The sequence below is a fragment of the Butyricicoccus porcorum genome, from assembly GCF_002157465.1.
Lineage (GTDB): Bacteria > Bacillota > Clostridia > Oscillospirales > Butyricicoccaceae > Butyricicoccus_A > Butyricicoccus_A porcorum.
The window spans coordinates 25,981-41,542 of sequence record NZ_NHOC01000008.1 but is presented as its reverse complement, the minus strand read 5'-3'; the positions used below and the strand labels follow the sequence as shown (position 1 = coordinate 41,542).

The 15,562-nt window shown below is 48.4% G+C and carries 25 protein-coding genes; 22 read left to right on the top strand and 3 right to left on the bottom strand.

From position 1 onward, the window contains the following. Positions 1–2: 2 nt before the first annotated feature. Positions 3–1,394 (bottom strand): BRCT domain-containing protein, encoded by a 1,392-nt coding sequence (locus tag CBW42_RS09795; protein ID WP_087020696.1) that lies wholly within the window; start codon positions 1,392–1,394, stop codon positions 3–5. Positions 1,395–1,435: 41 nt separating this feature from the next. After that, a complete protein-coding gene (locus CBW42_RS09790; RefSeq protein WP_087020693.1) occupies positions 1,436–2,044 on the bottom strand; it encodes a LexA family protein in 609 nt (202 codons plus the stop codon). A gap of 64 nt (positions 2,045–2,108) precedes the next feature. On the opposite strand from CBW42_RS09790, the gene CBW42_RS15390 reads away from it, so the two are divergent. From CBW42_RS15390 to CBW42_RS09705, 22 genes are all read left to right on the top strand, one after another. Continuing rightward, positions 2,109–2,366, top strand: a complete 258-nt coding sequence (locus CBW42_RS15390) for a helix-turn-helix domain-containing protein (protein WP_087020690.1) — start codon at positions 2,109–2,111, stop codon at positions 2,364–2,366. A gap of 109 nt (positions 2,367–2,475) precedes the next feature. After that, complete coding sequence (locus CBW42_RS09780) at positions 2,476–2,904, top strand: helix-turn-helix domain-containing protein (protein WP_087020687.1); 429 nt, start codon at positions 2,476–2,478, stop codon at positions 2,902–2,904. 16 nt (positions 2,905–2,920) lie between these two features. Beyond that, positions 2,921–3,166, top strand: coding sequence for a hypothetical protein (locus CBW42_RS09775; protein ID WP_087020684.1), 246 nt, complete (start codon positions 2,921–2,923; stop codon positions 3,164–3,166). 31 nt (positions 3,167–3,197) lie between these two features. Then, positions 3,198–3,374, top strand: a complete 177-nt coding sequence (locus tag CBW42_RS14705) for a hypothetical protein (protein WP_165761128.1) — start codon at positions 3,198–3,200, stop codon at positions 3,372–3,374. A gap of 23 nt (positions 3,375–3,397) precedes the next feature. After that, a complete protein-coding gene (locus CBW42_RS09770) occupies positions 3,398–4,105 on the top strand; it encodes a cell envelope integrity protein TolA (RefSeq protein WP_087020681.1) in 708 nt (235 codons plus the stop codon). A 24-nt stretch (positions 4,106–4,129) separates the two neighbouring features. After that, a complete protein-coding gene (locus CBW42_RS09765; RefSeq protein WP_087020678.1) occupies positions 4,130–4,333 on the top strand; it encodes a hypothetical protein in 204 nt (67 codons plus the stop codon). Positions 4,334–4,423: 90 nt separating this feature from the next. Next, positions 4,424–4,678, top strand: coding sequence for a hypothetical protein (locus tag CBW42_RS09760; RefSeq protein WP_087020676.1), 255 nt, complete (start codon positions 4,424–4,426; stop codon positions 4,676–4,678). After that, the gene (locus CBW42_RS09755; RefSeq protein ID WP_087020673.1) at positions 4,662–5,387 is read left to right on the top strand and encodes a hypothetical protein; all 726 of its coding nucleotides are present in this window, start codon (positions 4,662–4,664) and stop codon (positions 5,385–5,387) included. Before CBW42_RS09760 ends, CBW42_RS09755 begins: the two co-directional genes overlap by 17 nt. Continuing rightward, complete coding sequence (locus CBW42_RS09750) at positions 5,384–6,688, top strand: replicative DNA helicase (RefSeq protein WP_087020670.1); 1,305 nt, start codon at positions 5,384–5,386, stop codon at positions 6,686–6,688. The genes CBW42_RS09755 and CBW42_RS09750 overlap by 4 nt, the downstream gene beginning before the upstream one ends. Positions 6,689–6,699: 11 nt before the next feature. Further along, the gene (locus CBW42_RS14470; RefSeq protein ID WP_133058290.1) at positions 6,700–6,939 is read left to right on the top strand and encodes a hypothetical protein; all 240 of its coding nucleotides are present in this window, start codon (positions 6,700–6,702) and stop codon (positions 6,937–6,939) included. Then, positions 6,926–7,702: a ParA family protein gene (locus CBW42_RS09745; protein WP_087020667.1), complete on the top strand. Its 777-nt coding sequence runs from the start codon at positions 6,926–6,928 to the stop codon at positions 7,700–7,702. Before CBW42_RS14470 ends, CBW42_RS09745 begins: the two co-directional genes overlap by 14 nt. Next, complete coding sequence (locus CBW42_RS09740) at positions 7,695–9,080, top strand: Spo0J and HipB domain-containing protein (RefSeq protein ID WP_087020665.1); 1,386 nt, start codon at positions 7,695–7,697, stop codon at positions 9,078–9,080. The genes CBW42_RS09745 and CBW42_RS09740 overlap by 8 nt, the downstream gene beginning before the upstream one ends. 265 nt (positions 9,081–9,345) lie before the next feature. Beyond that, positions 9,346–9,483 carry a hypothetical protein gene (locus CBW42_RS14700; RefSeq protein WP_165761127.1) on the top strand — a complete coding sequence of 46 codons (138 nt, stop codon included), beginning with the start codon at positions 9,346–9,348 and terminating at the stop codon, positions 9,481–9,483. Then, complete coding sequence (locus tag CBW42_RS09735) at positions 9,470–9,757, top strand: hypothetical protein (RefSeq protein WP_087020662.1); 288 nt, start codon at positions 9,470–9,472, stop codon at positions 9,755–9,757. Before CBW42_RS14700 ends, CBW42_RS09735 begins: the two co-directional genes overlap by 14 nt. After that, positions 9,754–9,933, top strand: coding sequence for a hypothetical protein (locus tag CBW42_RS09730; RefSeq protein WP_087020659.1), 180 nt, complete (start codon positions 9,754–9,756; stop codon positions 9,931–9,933). Before CBW42_RS09735 ends, CBW42_RS09730 begins: the two co-directional genes overlap by 4 nt. Positions 9,934–9,986: 53 nt before the next feature. Then, positions 9,987–10,145, top strand: a complete 159-nt coding sequence (locus CBW42_RS14695; RefSeq protein ID WP_165761126.1) for a hypothetical protein — start codon at positions 9,987–9,989, stop codon at positions 10,143–10,145. A 173-nt stretch (positions 10,146–10,318) separates the two neighbouring features. Next, the gene (locus CBW42_RS15385; RefSeq protein WP_108721062.1) at positions 10,319–10,462 is read left to right on the top strand and encodes a cysteine-rich KTR domain-containing protein; all 144 of its coding nucleotides are present in this window, start codon (positions 10,319–10,321) and stop codon (positions 10,460–10,462) included. Positions 10,463–10,553: 91 nt separating this feature from the next. After that, on the top strand, positions 10,554–10,766 hold the full coding sequence (locus CBW42_RS09725) for a hypothetical protein (RefSeq protein WP_087020656.1): 213 nt from the start codon (positions 10,554–10,556) through the stop codon (positions 10,764–10,766). Between the two features lie 3 nt (positions 10,767–10,769). Continuing rightward, positions 10,770–11,513 (top strand): rolling circle replication-associated protein, encoded by a 744-nt coding sequence (locus CBW42_RS09720; protein WP_087020653.1) that lies wholly within the window; start codon positions 10,770–10,772, stop codon positions 11,511–11,513. Between the two features lie 204 nt (positions 11,514–11,717). Next, on the top strand, positions 11,718–12,041 hold the full coding sequence (locus tag CBW42_RS09715) for an HNH endonuclease (RefSeq protein WP_087020650.1): 324 nt from the start codon (positions 11,718–11,720) through the stop codon (positions 12,039–12,041). A gap of 103 nt (positions 12,042–12,144) precedes the next feature. Next, complete coding sequence (locus CBW42_RS09710; RefSeq protein WP_087020647.1) at positions 12,145–12,480, top strand: P27 family phage terminase small subunit; 336 nt, start codon at positions 12,145–12,147, stop codon at positions 12,478–12,480. Next, positions 12,461–14,137, top strand: a complete 1,677-nt coding sequence (locus CBW42_RS09705) for a terminase large subunit domain-containing protein (protein ID WP_242969847.1) — start codon at positions 12,461–12,463, stop codon at positions 14,135–14,137. The genes CBW42_RS09710 and CBW42_RS09705 overlap by 20 nt, the downstream gene beginning before the upstream one ends. Positions 14,138–14,268: 131 nt before the next feature. Here the strand turns inward: CBW42_RS09705 and CBW42_RS09700 are convergent, their stop codons facing one another. Beyond that, on the bottom strand, positions 14,269–15,519 hold the full coding sequence (locus tag CBW42_RS09700) for an IS110 family RNA-guided transposase (RefSeq protein ID WP_108721061.1): 1,251 nt from the start codon (positions 15,517–15,519) through the stop codon (positions 14,269–14,271). Positions 15,520–15,562: the final 43 nt, after the last annotated feature.

Here is a 15,562-nt window from a genome sequence, read left to right as displayed (position 1 = left end):
AATTAAATAGTTTTATTCTTTCCGTAAAAAATTCTGCCCTTCCTGAGGTTTTGGCGATATTGGCAGCCGCCCTTAAGTTCCGGATCAGGCTGAATGCATTTCAGATTATCGCTACACTGTAAATAACGCGAGCAACATCCGAATTGTTCAGAGCTGTCAAGCCAACATTTCTCGTATACGTCAACAAGTGCATCTTGGAATTGTGTGATGTCAACCTTTGACAGCTCTATTCGTTTCCACGGCGTCGTAGCCATTTTCTGTAGATCAAGCGAAGAAAAACGTCGCTGAATTGCAGATGCAATATATAGATAGACCGTTTGTTTTCCTTTCACTGAAAAGCACGGCTTATCAAACATTGTGATTGCTGCATCAGTATCTCTGTTTTTATAACCTTTCACGCAGATTTTTGATACATCATATCCCTCGTCTGCCTGAAGAATTAACTTTTTAATTTTCTCGCAGAGAAGCTGTGCTTCGGTTTCGTTTTCATCTTCATCGGCGGAATCATAGGTATCCCAGAAATCAAGCTCATTTACAATCATGATGCGGTTGCCTGCTTTTCGCAGGGATACGGCTTTTTCAACTTTTCGGCCATAGCAATTAAACATCCAACATGGATTGCCTTCATTGCCGACGATCAGAAAATCAGTTTTCTTTGTGACGTTATTGTTGAAATGACCACCGCGTTCTGTAATCATTTCTGCGATTTCATCTCGTTTTGCACGAGATGATGTGCCGGTGAAACAAAACGTCTTGCCTTTGATTGATATTTCTGGTTCACGAGCGCAGATTCCATCAACTGCATATTTCTCCTGAAGGTGTTCAATTTCAACCTGAGAAATATTCATGGAGTTTCTGGTATCTACGAAGTTTCCAAGCAGAGCTTTTAAGCGAAGAGTTTCTTCTTCACTTACAGACCAATCTTCCAGCACCTCGCAAACAACACAGTATATTTCATCGTATGGATATGTACCAGTGAGGTTTTTGCGATCCTTGAGCCAGTGGTATAAATTTTTCACCTCATGGTCGTTAATCACGTTATCTGACAGAATGCCATGAATTATTCCGTGCAGTTCCTGAATATCATGCGTTTCAATATTCTGAGAATCTAAATTATCAGCATACTGCTCACAGTATCCGAGAATGTTCCCGTATGTTTCACGAGACAATTCGCCATTCGCAAGAATTTCTTCGACATAGGGGATAATTTTATTAAAAGGTGGCTGCTTGATATAATCCCGTTGTAAATTACACCAGTTTGCCAGCTCGCTGATTTCCTGAATGTTAATGCTTTTATCGAAAGCTATTCCGGTAATAATTCCATGAAGTGTATTCAGCGCTTTCTGTAGTTCTGCTTTTGTGCAAAACATGCGGTAATCTTCTAGTTCTTTCATATCTTCCCCCGATTCGTGTCCAATTTGGACACGTTTTTTATTTAGAATCTATTTTTACCTCGCAGCTCCACAACCTTGCCAAGGATCTGCACGGGTAATTCTACAATTTCTCGGTTTGAGTAAAATATCGTATCAAATGCAGGATTGTTCGGGATCAGCGCAATTCCGTCCTCGCTTTTTTTGATCCTTTTCACGGTGGCTTCGTATCCGTTGACTAATACAATGGCCGTGTCTCCGCTATCGACATCCTCCTGCTTGCGCACGATAATAACGTCGCCCTCTAGGATGCGCGGTTCCATCGACTGTCCACGGACGCGCAGGCCAAAGTGCTCGCCGGTTGCCGCCATCTCCGGAGAAATTTCCTCCCAGTCGAGGATCTCTTCGATAGCATCAAACGGGATGCCTGCCTGAACCCTACCAAGTACAGGGATTTTGATCCCCTTACGCTTAGGGGTAGGCTTAGGTTCTTGACCCAATAGAAAATCCGTAGATACATCAAAGATACCCGCAATTTTAACTAGGGTATCATTGTCAGGCTGGCTTTCATCTATTTCCCACATTGAAATAGTACTTCTCGAAACTCCGAGCATTTCTGCAAGCCTAGCTTGGGTAATTTTTTTGTTTTTTCGCAACTCTTTTAATATTTTCATACAATCACCATAATTGAATTATACGTCAATAATCTTGACATTTCAATTGGCCCATAGAAAAATAATGCCATTTATATTGACATTATGTGAATGGAGTGTTATCATAATGCCAAGGAAATTGGCAAAAGGAGGTGAGAGGATGCTTAAAATAGGAGCTGCTCGGAAAGAAGCTGGAATTACACAGCTGGAATTGTCAAAAATCTTGAACATTTCTAGGTCAACAATATCCATGTGGGAATCTGGAGCATCCAATCCTACTGTCGAGATGTTGCCAGACATAGCGAGGGCGCTTCATTGTACTATCGACGAATTGTTCCCCTGATTTCAGAATAGCCGATTTTTGTTGTGAATACCATGCACGCCGGATACCGTTTTTTCGCGGCGAACCGGTAATAAAAATACCGCCTGGAGGCGGTAGGAGGTGACGCTATATGCAGAATATATATCAGTCAGCCCGGATGGCTGCCGGACTGACGCAGGAAAAAGCAGCGGAGCTGCTGAACATAAGCGTGGAGTCCATCCGGGCTTACGAAACCGACAAGCGCGTTCCGCCAAATCAGATCGTCAGCGATATGACGGATATTTATCAGACTCCGCATCTCGCGTTGCAGCATCTGCGGCAGGATCCACTGGCGCGAAACTGGCTGCCGGATACGCAACATCGCACGCTGGAGCAGGCGACAATACGTCTGTATCGCCAAATCAGGGAATTTGCCCTGAATCATCGGACGGACGAGCTGATCGACATCGCCGAAGACGGCGTAATTGACGAGAACGAGCGCCCGAAATTTGACAAGATTATGACGGAGCTGGAAGAGATCGTGAACACGGTGTATTCTCTCCGGATAGATGGATGCTGAAAGGAGGACGACTTCCGTGAACGAAACCATTGCAAAGCTGGAGGAGATCTGCCAGAAATATCCGCAGTCAATTCCTGTTGCGGTTGCAGCGGAATTCGAAGGGATTGATCCGGAAACGCTGCGGACAGCACTGAAAAACAAGACGTGTCCGTTCGGGTACATATCGAACCCAGGATACCGGGCGAAGTTTGTGATCCCAACGCTGACGTTCTACATGTTCCACACATGCGGTCGGGTGTTCGACACCGGCGCGGTTGTTTGAGGTGGCACATGGATTGGAGCTACGGGAGAAAATGCATCGGATTGCAATGGCATGTGCGTCTGCGGCAAATATGTCTGCGTCAGGTCGTTGCCACGATGCGCCGAACCACATTGAACTGGAACGCCAGCGGCGTTTAATGGCAAAGAAAAGCGCCCAGCGGGACTGCCATCCGACCGAGCGCAAAACACTAAATACACCATTATTATGAGGAATGAGAAAGGAAATGTCAACATGCATTCGCAGTCTGTATGCAATGAGGATTGCTTCCACTGCCCGTATCCGGATTGTGTACGGGATGATCTCACGGCAGCTACATACGCGGAATTGGCAACGCTTGAAAAGACTATCATCAATCCTCCGACATTGAAGCAGCAGAAGGTGGCTGCGTACAATCGTGCCTACCGTGAAGCCAACAAGGAGAAGGTGGCTGCGTACAATCGTGCCTACCGTGAAGCCAACAAGGAGAAGGTGGCAGCGTACAATCGCGCCTACTATGAAGCCAACAAGGAGAAGGTGGCAGCGTACAATCGCGCCTACTATGAAGCCAACAAGGAGAAGGTGGCAGCCCAGCAGCGTGCCTACCGTAAAGCCAACAAGGAGAAGGTGGCAGCCCGGCAGCGCGCCTACCGTAAAGCCAACAAGGAGAAGGTGGCAGCCCGGCAGCGCGCCTACCGTAAAGCCAACAAGGAGAAGGTGGCTGCGTACAATCGTGCCTACCGTGAAGCCAACAAGGAGAAGGTGGCTGCGTACAATCGTGCCTACCGTGAAGCCAACAAGGAGAAGGTGGCAGCCCAGCATCGCGCCTACTATGAAGCCAACAAGGAGAAGGTGGCCGCCCGGCATCGCGCTTACCGCGAAGCCAATCGCAGGAAAAGAAAAAAAGCGCCCAGCGGGACTGCCATCCCAGCAAGGCGCAAAGCAAATAATACATCTTTATAATAGCCGGAGAAGGAGGAGAAGTCAATGAAAGATTACTTTTTTCTCGATGGAGGAGTGTATGGTTCTGCCATGGACGAGATCAGCAGAAAATGCCCTGCTATGCTGCTCCCAGGTATATATTCTAAGAAGCAGAAGCAAAGATTAGAGAAAATCGCGAAGAAACATAGATGTTCTGTCCGCTGGGTAAAGGTTGGGTATGACGATGAAGATGACAATGAGTGTTATTGATCAGATTATACGGTGCGTGATTTGGACGGCTGTGGGCGTGATCCTCAGCTGCGAGATCCTCATGCACGTGATTTGAAAGGGGCTGTCACTATGTCGTCGAATTATTATGCCGGGGCTGTTGGGCAGCTCCGGCTCGAAAAGGATCGGATGGTCAACTACCTGATCGGCGGGGATATGAACTATTATTCCCGCGACGAAGTCAATCAGATAATTGGAGCCGGACGCGCAAGCGCGAATGTGCTCGCCCTCATGGGACTAATTGAAGACAATGAAATGCAGGCGATTTATCTTTTGATCGCTGAAGCAATGAAACAGATGGGTGTATGGGATGCAGTATTACTTTGAATCCGAAATTGCGGAGAAGTTTTCTGTTGAAGAAGCAATTTTTGTCCATAGCGTCCATTTTTGGTGCTGGAAAAACGAATGCAACGGCAAGAACTTTTCTGACGGGAGATATTGGACATACAACACTGCTAAAGCGTTGGCAAAGCTGTTCCCGTTCTGGTCTCCCAGCCAGATCAATCGCATCATTGAAAAATGCAAAAATGATGGATTGATTCTTGTAAAAATTGAGAACAAGAAATCTATGGACAGAACACGCAGTTTTGCAATTACCGATTTCGTAAAATCCATTTACCGAAATCGTGATATCGATTTACCGAATTCGGAAAATTCATCTGACGAAAACGGAAAATGTTATAAGGAACAGTTAGGGACACAGATAGGGACACAGATAAAAGCGGCAGAGCCATTGGATTGTCTGGATGCAGGGATCAGAAAACAAGCGCTTGCGTTTGTTGGGGATGACGATGATTTGCTGGAGGCATTGGACGGATTCTGCCAAATGCGCAAGAAGAAGCGTAATCCGATCACCACAGCCCGGGCGATGAAACTGACGTTGAACCGTCTGAACGAGTACAGCGGAGGAGATCGGCGCGTAATGGTACAGTTGCTGGACAACAGCACAGAACGTGGCTGGACATCTATCTATGAGCCCAAGAAGTCTTTCCTTGCTCCAGAACCAGAGAAAAAGAAACGAGGTGATTTGTTTTGAATCAGCAGATAAAACCACCGGAAGTTGGTGCTCAGGAAGCTGTACTGGGTGCAATGGTTATCGAACCGGCGCTTGTACCGGAAATCATGAGGAAAGTATCTGCCGAGGATTTTACAGATCCGACTTGCCGGAATGTATACGACGCAATTCGGAAATTGGCGATATCGTCACGGCCTGTTGATGCTGTCACGATTTTGGGACAACTGGGGCCAGAATATCGGTCATATATTTCCGGTCTTATGGACGTGACACCGACCACAGCTGGATGGGAAACGTATGCAGATCAGATGAAAACGGAGTCGCAGATCTTTCGTGCACGGAAGATATTTGGAAAAGGCATGTATGCGGCAACGAAAGAAGAAATGCAGCAGGCAATCAGCGATCTGGCTGGAATCTTCGTTAATGTCGGAAAGGCAGAAGCGATCCCACTGCACAAGGCGCTGTTGGACGCAACCAAAGAACTGGAGAAAGAACCGCATTACTTGAAATTTGGTATTGATGCCCTTGACGATGGGAGATTATTTGCCGAATATGGCGACATGATCATCATCGGTGCACGTCCCAGCGTTGGTAAAACAGATTTGGCATTACAGTTCGCAAGAGAAATGTCCATGAAGGACAAAGTTGGATTTTTCTCGCTGGAGACCGCTGTGCCGAAGCTGGCAACCCGGTGGCAATCTGCATCTGCGACAGTATACCTGGATCATTTAAAAACTCGAAAATTAACACAAGGAGAATACATAGCAATTGCGCACGCGAACAATCGAGACTCGAAATACTGTGATATGCACTTTGTATCAGCAGCTGGAATGACAACAGATGACGTGATCGATGTAAGCATTAAAAATCAGTTCAAAATTATTTTTATCGATTATTTGCAACTGATACAAGGAAAAGGAGAACGGGACGAAACTGTACGAATTTCCAATATTTCGATGGCACTCCACAGGTTTGCGCAGGGGACTGGAACCACAGTGATTGCGCTTTCGCAGTTGTCTCGCGCCGGAAAAAATGGTGCGGGCATGGAAACGCTACGCGGATCTGGTCAGATCGAACAAGATGCGGACATCGTGTTTATGCTGGAACTGAAAGATCCAGATGATCCGGATTCCATGCGAACCTTGTCCATCGAGAAGAACAAAGAGGGCAAGAGAGGGCACTGTATGCTGCGTTTCGACGGTGGTCATCAGCGATTTGAATATGTGCCGCCATATCGAAAGACTGAGAAATCAACGGAACGGCCGAAGAAAGCTACTGCGGAACAGATGAATATGTTTCCAGATCGACGGGACGCAATTTGAGGTGATGGAACATGAAATATAACTATTCGGACGAATTGAAGTCCGTGTTTAAGGCATTATCGAGAGTACGAAAAGCCAGAGGTTATGCAAAACTTGCGGATAGCGCTACCGATCCAATCCATGGGCCAGTTTTGCGTAATGCATATCTTGTTGGATTGAAGTGCGAACTTATCCTGTTACGTTCAGCTTTGGATAAATGGATTTCTGCCGGTGCACTAATGGAAAGGAAATCAAACGATGAAAACAATTAGTATTATCAATCTGAAGGGCGGCGTTGGCAAGACTACGACCGCAGTTAACCTGGCCTATGCGCTGGGCGAGGAGATGGGTTATCGTGTCCTGTTGATCGACAACGACAAGCAGGGCAATGCCAGCCAGCACTATGGCGTACATAGCTATGATGCCCCCAGCATTGCAGACATTTTCGAGGGGCGGGCGACGTGCCTGGGCGATGTCATCGAGCATACGGGGTATGACAATATCGACATGATTCCGGCAAACATGGACTTGCTGGATGCCAATGTGCATCTGATCTATGATGAAGTCCCGCGGCAGCAGATATTGCGGGATGCGCTTGGGGTGGTGCAGGATGATTACGATTTCTGTATCATCGACAACGCGCCGGACATCAATATGACGACGATCAACGCACTGGCCGCATCGGATTTTGTTGTCGTACCGGTCAACAGCGATGCCTATGCAACGGACGGCATTGACCGCATGATGGATATCATTGACGATGCGCGGAAGTTCAATCCTGATATTGCGCTTGCAGGATGCGTCTTATGCAAGTACCAAAACAATGCCGCAAATCAGCAGATGCTGCAGTTCCTGCAAAGCTATCCGCAGTATTGCGCTTTTGAAACTAAGATTCGGCTTACCCCGAAGGTGGACGAAAGCACATTCTACCGTGCGCCGGTCTTCGATTATTCGCCTCGATCGGCGGCGACGGCGGACTACCGGGAATTTGCTGTGGAATTGCTGGTGAGGATCGGAGCTGATGTAGATGGCTAAAAAAGACTTCATGGCGGCGTTTCTTCGGGAACGCGAACAGTCGGAAGCTGTGTCCAAATTGGACACAGTAAATGTTACGCCTCTTGCGACCAATATGATTGGAGAAAGCTCTGATAACTTCTATCATGTTGATGACATTGACGATCTTGTTGAATCTATCCGGGAACATGGTCTTTTACATCCGATTGTCACAAATAACGGTACTACTGTGATTTCCGGTCATCGGCGTTTGGCTGCGTATCGCCGCCTATTGGCCGAAACTGGCGATGAAAAGTATAAGATGATTCCATGTATTGTTCTTCATCCTGCCGATCCTATTGAATCGGAAATGATGATGATTGAAGCGAACAGCACCGCGCGTGTCCTGACACCATACGAATTGATGGAACAAGCAAAGCGGTATGATGCGTTGCTGGTCAAAGCGAAAGAACATGGATACGAATGCGAAGGGCGACGCCGCGACATTGTTGCCAAGATGATGAAAGTCGGCCCGGCAAAAGTGGGACGATATGCTGCCATTGACAAGCATCTGAATGAAAACTGGAAATTCTTGTTTCAGCAGGGTGAAATATCGGAATCTGTTGCCTATGAAATCTCCAAGATGGATATGCATACGCAGGAATCCATGCTGGATATATTTTTAGACGATGACGGGCATGTCAACGTAACGCTTGCAGATGTACAGCATATTGTTGAATACTTGCAGAAAGAAAAAGAAGAACCTGATCCGGAGCCGGAACTGGAACCACAGGTGCCAGAACCTGGAAAGCCTGTACAGCATGACCTTAAACCTACTTCCAACCTGAAAACAGAACATGAAGAAACACTTGATAAATGGCGTAAGTTGGCAGAGGAACAGGAAGCTGCCGAATCCCAAGAGCAGGAGCCTGAACAAAAACCTGTCAGCTGTGAAAAGTCTTTGGATCAACTGGACGGGCTTCTCGCAGGCGTTCCGCGTACAGATGAAAAATTTTCGCCATATGCCTGCATCGGTCAGAGGTTTAAGCAACTTAGGGAAGAGCGGGGCTTCACACGCAAGCAGATGGCAGATTTTCTCGGCTGGTACAATGGGACGTATTCCGCCGTAGAAAACGGAGATGCAACATCTATTGATCGGCTGTGCGAGGCTGCCAAGAAGCTGGGAGTATCACTTGATTGGTTGGTTGGTTTCAGCGACAACCGCACCGGCGGCATTTCCGTCCGGAATGGACGCGACCGTCTGACGCACGAACGATGCAGCGGCACGAAATCCGGATACTGGTCGCCAGCAAAGAAGGACGAGCTGATCGACCGGTTAGCTGAATATGAAAATGCGGAGGATGTCGATGAGAGAAAATTATTGCACATGGTACGAAAAGAAACTGAAGGACATATATGAATCTGACAGAACAGGACGCGGATCCGTACAACCCCGCAGGATTTGAGGAAGGAGGTTGCTGAATTGAAAGCGTGCCCGCACTGCGGATCCAATATCGGATTATACAGCAAAGAACTTGCTAGATATGACCAGTATTATAAATTTACGGGTGAGCCGGATGGATTTAGCGATTTATGTTCTATTGTCAAAAGGAAGACAACTCCGTTATATTGTTACGTTTGTGATAGGAAAGTTACTACGTGGGAAAAGCTGGTGGAGGACAGCAATGGGTAAAATTATCATTGCAATTATTATTGCTGTTCTCGTCATCGATGTCTTGATCGTGTATTCCTGCTGCGTTGTATCGGGCAGGGCGGACAGAGCAGCGATATCTTTGTGGGAGGATAAGTATGGACAAAAATAACGATGATATCGAAATTGATGACATCATACAGGCGCTGCGCCGTATGGCTACGGAAACCGGCAGCTTGAATTGTTTGGGCTGTGGGCATGAGCATAATTGCAGTTTACGCGGCTGTGCCGTATTGATGGAAGCGGCCGAAAAACTGGGACAGTTGAACACATTCGACCGCACGCATAGCTACACGATGCTAAAGCGGATCAATACGTTGGAAACAGAAAACGAACTGCTGCGCGGTGCACTGGCATCGTGCGGACAAGGAGGGAGTATATCGTGAAGATCGGGCAGATCATTAGGCTGCGCGTGAAGCCTGACGGCACGCGGGTTTATGGAAAAGTCGTTTTTGTTCACCCGCAAAAGCGATATATGACGGTGGAACGTGATGTCCCGTTTGGCGGGAAAATCCGGGAAACGGTTTACATGGGGCGGCGCAGAGGCCGCCGAGGAGAATAAATCAAGAAGTGGGGCGGCGCTGCGGCGTCGCCTTTACCATTTGGAGGGATTTGATGGAGAATAGACGCAGGGCACTGACCCGGCCGCAGCTGATGCAGCGCATCGGGCAACCGATTGAAATTATCGACCTTTGGTCGGGACGGAGATGGACGCAAGCATTTGACGGCGATCTGCGCGGGTATCATATCGCGTGGATTGCATTTGCGGTGTAGGAGGGGGAAGTCGATGAGAAAATGTCCGGTAAACTGCCCGATGTATAACTATGAGGAGCGCCGCTGCATGCAGTGCGGGCGGTACATACGGTTCTTGACGTCGTGCCCAGCGCGACGCATTGAGCAGCAGCTAGCAGAAAAATCCTTGACAAATCGAGAGAGGTAGCTGTATTATGGGAGGCAAAGGAATGGAGTATCAATGGGTATGTTGTCCGCAATGCGGAAAAAAGCTGATACGACGATATGCGGATACGCATGTGCAGTCCCTGCATTTGCACTGCAAGCATTGCAAGGTGGAATCCGTGTTTGATTTTTGATAGATGTTGAGCCTGAGCCTGTGAGCCTGAGCCGTATCTGATGCAATCTATGCGTCAGGTGCGGCTTTTTGTTTTTTGGAGGTGCGACAGTATGGGAACGTTGTGGGATTTGGCGCAGGAATATAGGGCGAATCAGTTGCCAATTGAACGTCGTTTGGAGGATCTTCGGACGGAACTGGCGCAGACCACATCGTTGGAGGCTAGCCGTCGTCTACGGCATAGAATCAATGTACTGGAGAAAATGTTGGCAGATTCCAGACGATATGTCTTTGAAATGGAGCACTATTACGATACCGAGGAGTAAACTATGGCGAAGCGAAAGAAGATGATCCGCGCTGGTCGGATGGTGTTGGGTATTATCTATACTGCACCGAATCCTCGCGATCCGGAACATGTCCGGGCAGCGAAATCAAAAGTTTCCACAGCTGCGCGCCAGCGGATGAACTTCAAATGTTCTTGTCGTAAATTAGAATTGCTTCTGGCTGCAAATTTTGATACCAGAGATATTGTATTGACACTTACATATCGGGATACTGATTTGCCAGCTGATAAAGCTGGAGCAGTGCGTCGCATCCGACGATTTGTGCGTCAGCTCCGAGAGGAACGTGCGAAGAACGGGCAATGCTTGAAATATATCTATGTCACAGAAAGCAAGCACGAGCATGGTCGTTGGCATCATCATATAGTGATCAATGGCACCGGTGCTGATATCGAAATCATCCGTCGATTGTGGAAGTGGGGTGACGATATCGATTTGGAACCGCTTGACATCTATGGATATGAAGGTCTTGCACAGTATCTAACAAAAGAGCCGAAGGATGGGCATAAAAAAGTCGGCGAGCGTATGTGGTCACAGTCGAAAGGCTTGGCGCGTCCGGAAGTTGAATCCGGATGGGCAAAAGATCATGAGACGTTGACGCCACCACCGGGCGTGATTGTTCTGGCGAACGAATCGCAGCAGAACGAGTTTGGCAGCTATGCGTATATCAAGTATCTTGTACCGGATTATAAGCCGCGCAAGGTCAGACCGAGCCGGAGAAAAAGAGAATAGCGTATATTTTTCTGACTTGAAACCATAGTATAACTTATTGTCGGGGATTTGAGAGCCGTTGACAATCTGGTGCAGATCGAGTATTATGGAGATCAGAGTTGAATAATTTCTTGAGCCTGAGCCTGCGAGCCTGAGCCATCACATCATCCGCACATTGCGTGCCGGTGGTGTGGTGGCTCTTTTTGTTTTTCCGGAGGTTTACGCATGGACATCAAGCATCTGGTTGACACGGGCCAGGAACTGCAATTTTACACATCGGCGCTATGGAAACGAGAGCGGGCCAAGGTTCTTGACTTGGATAAACACGAATGTCAGCTGTGCAAGCAACGTGGTAAATATACGCGTGCTGTGATAGTGCATCATGTCAAGCATCTGCGTGACCGACCAGATCTAGCGCTCTGTGTGTTTGATCCCGAGAGCGGCGAGCGACAGCTCGTTTCGTTGTGCCGGGCCTGTCACGAGGAGCAACATCCAGAGCGATTTAATCAGCATCAGCCGAAGAAACCGATCACGGAAGAACGATGGTAAGCCCCCGGTTGTTAAAAACGCGTTTTAAGCTGCGTTTTTTCTACTCGGTTGGGTGCTAGACTTTCGAGATTTCCTCTCGCGCACGCGAAGGGGGGTGGGGTGTATGACAGAAAAAACAAAAGATTTTACCAAGACAAAAAAATACAAATCTATCCGGCAGGATCTGCTTGACCAGCTGGAACGAAACGGCACATGCGGCGAACACTACACGGATCTGGTGCATGATTACATGGATTTGTGGGTTGAAAAGAAGCTGCTGTCCGAGGATATCCGAGTTCGTGGCGTGACAGTCACATACAACAACGGCGGCGGGCAGTCCGGTGTGAAGAAGAATGATTCCATTCAGGAGAAAATTCGAGTGTCACAGCAAATGCTCAACATCCTGAACGCCCTGGGTATCAAACCGGCACAGGAAGCGGATGACGATGACGAGTTGTAATGCAATAAATCCACATATCTTGCGGTACATTGAGGCCGTAGAGCAGGGCACCATCCGGAGCTGCGTTGAACAGCGTCAGTTGGTGTCGTATGTGCGTACGTGCTTTGAAACGGAGGATATCTACACAGATTCGGAACAGCTGGAGCATTACCTGCATCTTGCAACGTATTTCCCGTTCGAGACAGTTTTTCCATGGCAGGTATTCTTTGTCGGTTTACACTTGTGTACATACTGGCGGGAATCTGGAATGCCTCGCTGGCCGGATGCGCTCGCGCTGATCGGACGCGGTGCCGGCAAAGACGGCACAATCGCATGGATGTCTCTGTGCTTACTGTCGCCGTATAACGGGATTCGTGCGTATGACGTTGATATCTGCGCAAATAACGAGGATCAGGCGATGCGTCCGGTTGAAGATGTAATTGCAGCATTGGAAACTCCGAGTCAAGCGAAAAAACTGAAGAAGCATTTTTACTGGACAAAGGAGAAAGTTGTTGGGCTGAAGACCAAGTCCACGATGAAGGGGCGGACGAACAGCCCGAAAGGCAAGGACGGCCTTCGGAGCGGTATTTGTATCTTCAATGAGATCCACCAATATGAAAATTACAAAAATATTGATGTATTTACAACCGGATTGGGAAAGAAACAGCACCCGAGGCGCACGTATTTTTCGACCAATGGCGATGTACGGGATGGCCCGCTGGATGACCTGCTGAATACAGCAAAAGAAATTCTGGATGGTGCTGTGGATGATAATGGTTTTCTACCGTTCATCTGCAGGCTGGGCAGTAAGAAAGAGATTGACGACCCTAAAAACTGGGAGATGGCCAATCCATCCCTGCCGTTCTTGCCGGATTTACAGCAGGAAGTTCAGAAGGAGTATCGACAGTGGAAAAAGGCCCCGGATCAGCTGCCTGCGTTTCCGACAAAGCGCATGAATTTAACGCCGACTGCCGTAGAAATCGCTGTAACAGACTGGGAGAACATCAAGGCTACAAACAGGGAACTGCCGGACCTGACCGGATGGACCTGTGTATGTGGAATTGACTTTGCAAAGCTGCGTGACTGGGTATCGGTTAATCTGCATTTTCGCCGAGGCGAGGAACGCTTCGATATAAGCCATTCATGGGTGTGCGTTCAATCTCCGGATTTGTGGCGTATCCGTGCACCGTGGCAGAATTGGGCAGAAGTAACGGCAGTAGATAAGCCGGAAATACCGCCGAGTTTTGTTGCTGATTACATTGAACAGGCACAACAGAAGTATTTTGTGAAGAAGATTGCAATGGATAGCTATCGTTTCGCCCTGCTTGCACGAGAATTGCAGCGGATTGGTTACTCCACGGAATCAAAGACGATTCATTTGGTTCGCCCTTCTGACGTCATGAAGATTCAGCCGGTAATTGATTCTCTTTTCACAAATCAGCATTTCACATGGGGCGATTGTCCGCCGTTGCGATGGGCAACCAATAACACAAAGTTGGTTCGTTCCGGCAGAGCAGCGGGAACAGACACAGGCAATTTTTATTACGCAAAAATCGAGGCGAAGAGCCGAAAGACTGACCCGTTCATGGCACTGGTGGCTTCAATGGTAATAGAGGATGCGCTGGGGGCCGGCGTGAGCTATGACGAACTGCCTGATCTGGGTGTAATCACGGGATGAGCCTGCAAATAAAAAGTCAAGCCCCAAATGAGCTTGACGAGAGAAAAATTTGCAGATAGTAGGTGGAGAAAAAGGGCAACACAAAAAGGCCGCCGCAAAAGCGCCGACCTGAAAAGTCAGATGGCAGTTGGTTACTCCGTGCGCTGCAATCCTGTGGATTCCATGTCCACAGGCGGTAGATTCTCCAATGTGGCAAGATAGGCCATGACCTTGGCGTAATAGCGGCGCAGGAACTTGTTCCCTGCCGCCGTCATGTAGACGTAGTAGGGTTTGCCCTCGGCTCGTTTCTTGTCCAGGAACTGGAATACCGGCTCGTCCAGGGGTGCGCGTTGAAGGTAAACGGTCATAATGTTGAACAGCGTCTTACGCAGATATGGCGAGCCTCTCTTGGTGGTCTTGTTCCTGCATGAATGGTAGTCTCCGGATTCGTTGGGCGCGGGGTCAATACCTGCGAAAGCAACGAGGGACTGTTTACGCTGAAAACGGCGCACATCACCGATCTCCGCCATAAGCTGCGGTCCAAGGGATTCTCCGACGCCGTACATCTGCATGACAACAGGGTACTCCGGAAGCTGGGAGGCCAGCTTGTTCATCTCTGTGCGGTAGGTTTCCACGCTGCGGGAGATAGCCGTAAGCTGGTTGGCGGCCTCCTGAACGAGTGTTTTTGTGACGGAGGTCTTCTGCACCAGTACAACAGCAGACTTCGCCAGGGCGTATACCTCGGCTGCTTTCTCCATGCTGAACTGGTAGCGATGGCGCTTACACCACTTGCGGTAACGCTCCGTGAAAGCGTTCTGACTGCAGCCACGGACACAGTCAGCGTGCCAGAAGTCATGTGTGAATTCGACCCACTTTTGCGTACCATCGCTGCGCACAGGGCTGTCAAAGAGCTTGCGAATGCCCGGGAAGGATTGCTCTTGGAGAGCGATCAGATTGTTTGCAGTAGCAGTTTTCTGCTTGGAAGCCAACTGAAACTGACGGTTTAGGGTTTTCAGATCATATCGAATCGTATCCATGGGAGTATAATCTCGCAATTCTGCCCAATTGTCAAGCGCATACTTGGCGATCTTCATAGCATCTGCCTTGTCAGTCTTGACCTTGCGCAGAGAATTATTACCGTACTCCTTGATGAGCAAGGGATTGACAGCCGAAACGAAAAGTCCGGCTTCATGGAGAACCTTGGCAATCCCCTCATAATAACGTCCGGTATGTTCCATAACGACCCGTGTTTCACCCTCGATGGCTTTCAATTGCTGTGCCAGAGCTGTCAGATCCTCTGCACTGTGGCGCACGTCAAAGGGAATCTGCACGACCTCACCAAAGGGACGGAGAACAGCGACTGTGCTCTTTCTGCTGGAAACATCGATTCCTGCTGCGTTCATGTTCATCACTCCTGAAAAGAATTTGCAATGGACAAAGCCATTC

What these genes read in the sequence shown, in the direction of transcription:
- CBW42_RS09795 (WP_087020696.1), bottom strand. Translation starts at nt 1,394, where the DNA reads ATGAAAGAACTAGAAGATTACCGCATGTTTTGCACAAAAGCAGAACTA.
- CBW42_RS09790 (WP_087020693.1), bottom strand. Translation starts at nt 2,044, where the DNA reads ATGAAAATATTAAAAGAGTTGCGAAAAAACAAAAAAATTACCCAAGCT.
- CBW42_RS15390 (WP_087020690.1), top strand. Translation starts at nt 2,109, where the DNA reads ATGCCATTTATATTGACATTATGTGAATGGAGTGTTATCATAATGCCA.
- CBW42_RS09780 (WP_087020687.1), top strand. Translation starts at nt 2,476, where the DNA reads ATGCAGAATATATATCAGTCAGCCCGGATGGCTGCCGGACTGACGCAG.
- CBW42_RS14705 (WP_165761128.1), top strand. Translation starts at nt 3,198, where the DNA reads ATGCATCGGATTGCAATGGCATGTGCGTCTGCGGCAAATATGTCTGCG.
- CBW42_RS09770 (WP_087020681.1), top strand. Translation starts at nt 3,398, where the DNA reads ATGCATTCGCAGTCTGTATGCAATGAGGATTGCTTCCACTGCCCGTAT.
- CBW42_RS09765 (WP_087020678.1), top strand. Translation starts at nt 4,130, where the DNA reads ATGAAAGATTACTTTTTTCTCGATGGAGGAGTGTATGGTTCTGCCATG.
- CBW42_RS09760 (WP_087020676.1), top strand. Translation starts at nt 4,424, where the DNA reads ATGTCGTCGAATTATTATGCCGGGGCTGTTGGGCAGCTCCGGCTCGAA.
- CBW42_RS09755 (WP_087020673.1), top strand. Translation starts at nt 4,662, where the DNA reads ATGCAGTATTACTTTGAATCCGAAATTGCGGAGAAGTTTTCTGTTGAA.
- CBW42_RS14470 (WP_133058290.1), top strand. Translation starts at nt 6,700, where the DNA reads ATGAAATATAACTATTCGGACGAATTGAAGTCCGTGTTTAAGGCATTA.
- CBW42_RS09745 (WP_087020667.1), top strand. Translation starts at nt 6,926, where the DNA reads ATGAAAACAATTAGTATTATCAATCTGAAGGGCGGCGTTGGCAAGACT.
- CBW42_RS09740 (WP_087020665.1), top strand. Translation starts at nt 7,695, where the DNA reads ATGGCTAAAAAAGACTTCATGGCGGCGTTTCTTCGGGAACGCGAACAG.
- CBW42_RS14700 (WP_165761127.1), top strand. Translation starts at nt 9,346, where the DNA reads ATGGGTAAAATTATCATTGCAATTATTATTGCTGTTCTCGTCATCGAT.
- CBW42_RS09735 (WP_087020662.1), top strand. Translation starts at nt 9,470, where the DNA reads ATGGACAAAAATAACGATGATATCGAAATTGATGACATCATACAGGCG.
- CBW42_RS14695 (WP_165761126.1), top strand. Translation starts at nt 9,987, where the DNA reads ATGGAGAATAGACGCAGGGCACTGACCCGGCCGCAGCTGATGCAGCGC.
- CBW42_RS15385 (WP_108721062.1), top strand. Translation starts at nt 10,319, where the DNA reads ATGGGAGGCAAAGGAATGGAGTATCAATGGGTATGTTGTCCGCAATGC.
- CBW42_RS09725 (WP_087020656.1), top strand. Translation starts at nt 10,554, where the DNA reads ATGGGAACGTTGTGGGATTTGGCGCAGGAATATAGGGCGAATCAGTTG.
- CBW42_RS09720 (WP_087020653.1), top strand. Translation starts at nt 10,770, where the DNA reads ATGGCGAAGCGAAAGAAGATGATCCGCGCTGGTCGGATGGTGTTGGGT.
- CBW42_RS09715 (WP_087020650.1), top strand. Translation starts at nt 11,718, where the DNA reads ATGGACATCAAGCATCTGGTTGACACGGGCCAGGAACTGCAATTTTAC.
- CBW42_RS09710 (WP_087020647.1), top strand. Translation starts at nt 12,145, where the DNA reads ATGACAGAAAAAACAAAAGATTTTACCAAGACAAAAAAATACAAATCT.
- CBW42_RS09705 (WP_242969847.1), top strand. Translation starts at nt 12,461, where the DNA reads ATGACGATGACGAGTTGTAATGCAATAAATCCACATATCTTGCGGTAC.
- CBW42_RS09700 (WP_108721061.1), bottom strand. Translation starts at nt 15,519, where the DNA reads ATGAACGCAGCAGGAATCGATGTTTCCAGCAGAAAGAGCACAGTCGCT.